Below are 3,811 nucleotides of genomic sequence, written 5' to 3'. Positions count from 1 at the left end.
CCGGTCACCAGCCACGGCGCGCACGACATCACCGTACATCTGCTCGCCGCCTGCCCCAACCGCTCTTACCTCGAGGCGCACGGGTTTGGACTCGACCGTTACATCGCGCACCCGCTGGTGCTCGAGGAGGGCCTGGCATTGGCGCCGGCGCGTCCCGGCCACGGCATCGATTTCGACTGGAAAGGATTGGCGCAGCTTGCGCCCTAGCTGCACTACCGTTCGGCAACTTCGAGCTATCGGGGCCGTCCATTACGCCGGCCGCCAAAGCCGCCGAAATCCTCACCCTTGCCGTTCACGAGCGAGCGGCAGGTCAGACTTTGCCGCGCTCAGCGCGGCGGCGAGCTCGTCGATATGGTAGGGCTTCGGCAAGATCTGGACACCTGCCCCTTCGGCATCATGGATGGCGGCTTCGGCGTAGGCGCTGGTCAGCAATATCGGCATGTCGCTTCGCCGTCGCTTGATCTCTCGCGCGAGCTCGACCCCATTCATGCCGCCAGGCATCATGATATCCGAAAACACCAGGTCGACGGAGCGGCCGTCAGCCAAGGCGCCGAGGGCCGCCGCGGCGCTGGCGGCGCGGGTGACCTCGTAGCCGAGCTGCGCCAGCATCTCGCTGACCAGTGCGGCAACCTCATCGTCATCCTCGACCACCAGAACCTGGCCATGACTGCCCTTCTTCGGCCGCGTCCTGACCTCGTTCAGTTCGATCAAATGCCGCGCCCTGGTCGGCGATTTTCGCGAGCGAGGCAGGTAGAGCTCGATGCTGGTCCCTTTGCCGATTTCCGATTTGACGCGGACCGTGCCGCGCGACTGGGCGACAAATCCGTGCACCTGTGCAAGGCCCAGTCCCGAGCCCTTGCCAACGTCCTTGGTCGTGAAGAATGGCTCGAACACACGGGCCAGCACATCCGCGCTCATGCCGGTGCCGTTATCGATGACCGACAGGCGCACATAGTCGCCGGCGATCTGCTCATCCCTGAGATCAGGCAAATTCTCGCCGCGGACCAGGATGGTGCCGCCGTTCGGCATCGCATCCCGCGCATTGACGGCCAGGTTGAGAATGACCAGCTCGAGTTCGCCGGGATCGACCTCCACCGGCCATAGACCCTCCGGAAAATCGAACTCGACGTGAACGTCGCCTCTCAGGCTTCGATCGAGCAGCTCGCGCATGCCGCCGATCTGCGAGGCCACGTCGACAGGCTCCGGTCGAAGCTTTTGGCGGCGTGAGAAAGCCAGAAGCTGCCGGGTCAAGCTGGCGCCGCGCTGCGCCGCCTGGATCATGCCATCCATCAGGCGTCGCCGTCGGTCCAGGTCGGTCTGGCGGTCGAGCATGTCGAGCCCGCCGGAAATCACCATCAGCAGATTGTTGAAATCGTGCGCCACGCCGCCGGTCAACTGGCCGATAGCTTCGATCTTCTGGGCCTGGCGAAGGGTCTCTTCGATCCGGGTGCGCTCCTCCATCTCGATGCGCAACTGCCTGTTGGCTTCCTCGAGCGCCCGCGTGCGCTCCACCACGAGCTTCTCGAGCTGCTGGGCGGTCTGCTCGCGCGCCGCGAGCAACGCGCGGATCTCGTATTGCCGCCGGCGCGCCCGCATCGCCGATTGAATCGCGCTGGTCAGCGTGATCGGCTGCACCGGCCGTTCCAGCAGCGACACGTTACGGAGCAACTCGACCATGCTTCGGCGCCAGGCCAGAACCGACGGCTGCTCGCGATGGCTGGTGAGAACCACGAACGGAAGGTCGGACCATGGTGGTTGCGTCTCGATCCACCGCGCCAGGGGCGTCGTGTCCCTCCCGAACAGACCTTCCTCGGCAAGAAAGACGGCGCCCACGCCGGCAGTCATTTCGCCGATCAATTCAGGAAGGCTTCGGCAGTTGATCGCTTCCAGATTCGAGCTGCGGAAAAGCTCGGCGGACGCCGGACCATCGCGGCCGATCGGAGCAAACACGAGCACGCGATAGTCCAGCTCAGCGCTCATCCGGCCGGCCCTCCGGCACGGCCGTGCCGGTATAACGTGGATTGCCGGAGAAAATGCCGATGAAGTCCCTGAGCGGCGGGCCGAGCGTGATGCCGGCGCTGCTGAGGCGAAACTCGCGGATGGTATGTTCGTGATTGCCGCTGCGCTTCTTGACCACCGACAAGGCCCGCCGCACCGTTCCGCCCAGCTCGAAATAGCGCAGCATCAGCACTGCATCGCTCAAATAGCTGATGTCGAGCGGGGTTTCCATGGGACCGACCAGGCCATGCTGGGCGAGCACCAGGATCGTCAACACACCCTGCTGCGCGAGATAGGTCAGAAGCTCATGCATCTGCAGAATGAGAAATCGCTCATCCGGCATCGCGTTCAGATAGCCGTTCAGGCTATCGATGATGACGACCCGAGCATTGTCCAGTTCAACACTCTTCCGCACGCTTGCGGCGAACTCACCGGGCGACAGCTCGGCGGGATCGATTTGCTGGAACCGGATATGTCCCGAATCCATATGTTTTTCCAGCGGCAACCCAAGCGTCCGGGCTCGGGCTTCAACCGTGCCGCGGCCTTCATCGAAGGCGAAGAACACAGCGTGCTCGCCGCGTTCAGCGGTTGCGATCGCATAGGTCAGCGCAACCGACGATTTGCCGACGCCGGCGGAGCCGATGAGAAGCGCGTTCGTACCGCGCTCCAGGCCTCCGCCCAGGAGCTGGTCGAGCTCGGCATTTCCGCTGCTCACGACCTCACCTGAAAACGGCTTGTGATGTTCGGCCGCGACGAGGCGCGGGAAAACCCGCAATCCGCCTTTTTCAATGGTGAAATCATGGTAGCCGCCGCGGAACCGGATGCCGCGCATCTTGATCACCCGAAGCCGGCGCCGCTCGGCGCCGTAATCGATGGCGATCTGCTCGAGCATCACCACGCCATGCGCGATCGAATGCAGCTGCAGGTCATCCTGCGACGAAGACAGATCGTCAAGCAGCACGACCGTGCAATTGCGGTTGGTGAAGAAATGTTTCAGAGCCAGAACCTGGCGCCGGTAACGCAGCGGGCTCTGGGCCAGCAGCCGCAGCTCGGAGAGGCTGTCGAGCACCACGCGGGTCGGATTGATGCGCTCGACCTCCTTGAAGATCAGGTTCGTGGTCTCGCTCAGCTCCATTTCGGCAGGGTGGAACACCGTCAGCTCGCGTTCCGGATCGAGCGTCGTCTCGGGTGGGACAAGTTCGAAGATGTCGACGCCGTCCAGCGACCAGCCGTGCCGCTTTGTAACCAGGCTCAGCTCGCGCTTGGTTTCGGACAAGGAGATGTAGAGCACGCGTTCTTCGGCACCGACCCCCTTGAGCAGGAATTGCAGCGCCAAAGTGGTTTTGCCGGTGCCGGGCCGGCCCTCGTAGAGGTACATTCTGTTGGCGTCGAAGCCGCCGCCTAGGATGTCGTCCAAGCCCTCGCTGCCGGTCGACACCCTCGGCAAATCACCGGGTTCACCGTTCTGAGCCGCATTGGTTGTAACTGTCATCGAACTTCCTGCCGCTTTTCCCCCAAAAGGGCGTTGATGGCGCCGCATAAGTCCGCAGGCCAGCGACCCGGATTGCGACCGAAAAGGAACGTAAACAACGAATTCGGAACCGGCAGGTTCCACCGCCGCAGGAGCGGGCTGCCGGCTGTCGGGGCGGCCGCCGTCGAGATCGATTCCGCGCTCTTGCAAAGAGTGGCCATACGGTATAGTGTTGTGTATTCGATTAGCCGCTGTGCCTTGTTGAATGCGCGCCTGCGGGCTCCTTTTTCCAATGACATCGACATAGTTGAATTTGACTTGCGTGATTGTCACGCGGGATTT

2 protein-coding genes and 1 pseudogene are annotated in these 3,811 nt (G+C 63.0%); 1 reads left to right on the top strand and 2 read right to left on the bottom strand.

Annotation, left to right across the window (positions count from 1 at the left end; translation table 11 throughout):
* Positions 1-207, top strand: a pseudogene (locus WA702_RS09140) (uroporphyrinogen decarboxylase); the annotation flags it as partial.
* 72 nt (positions 208-279) lie between these two features.
* Here the strand turns inward: WA702_RS09140 and WA702_RS09135 are convergent.
* Both WA702_RS09135 and WA702_RS09130 read right to left on the bottom strand, forming a co-directional pair.
* Complete coding sequence (locus WA702_RS09135) at positions 280-1,980, bottom strand: response regulator (RefSeq protein WP_425110198.1); 1,701 nt, start codon at positions 1,978-1,980, stop codon at positions 280-282.
* A complete protein-coding gene (locus tag WA702_RS09130; RefSeq protein WP_425110199.1) occupies positions 1,970-3,490 on the bottom strand; it encodes an ATPase domain-containing protein in 1,521 nt (506 codons plus the stop codon). The genes WA702_RS09135 and WA702_RS09130 overlap by 11 nt, the downstream gene beginning before the upstream one ends.
* Between the last annotated feature and the right edge of the window lie 321 nt (positions 3,491-3,811).

Origin of the sequence: Bradyrhizobium sp., from assembly GCF_049798375.1 — a bacterium.
Lineage (GTDB): Bacteria > Pseudomonadota > Alphaproteobacteria > Rhizobiales > Xanthobacteraceae > Bradyrhizobium.
Note: the sequence above shows the minus strand (reverse complement) of the source record. Positions and strands in the feature narration are given on the sequence as shown.

Coding starts and splice junctions, on each gene's coding strand:
- WA702_RS09135 (WP_425110198.1), bottom strand. CDS start 1,980: ATGAGCGCTGAGCTGGACTATCGCGTGCTCGTGTTTGCTCCGATCGGC.
- WA702_RS09130 (WP_425110199.1), bottom strand. CDS start 3,490: ATGACAGTTACAACCAATGCGGCTCAGAACGGTGAACCCGGTGATTTG.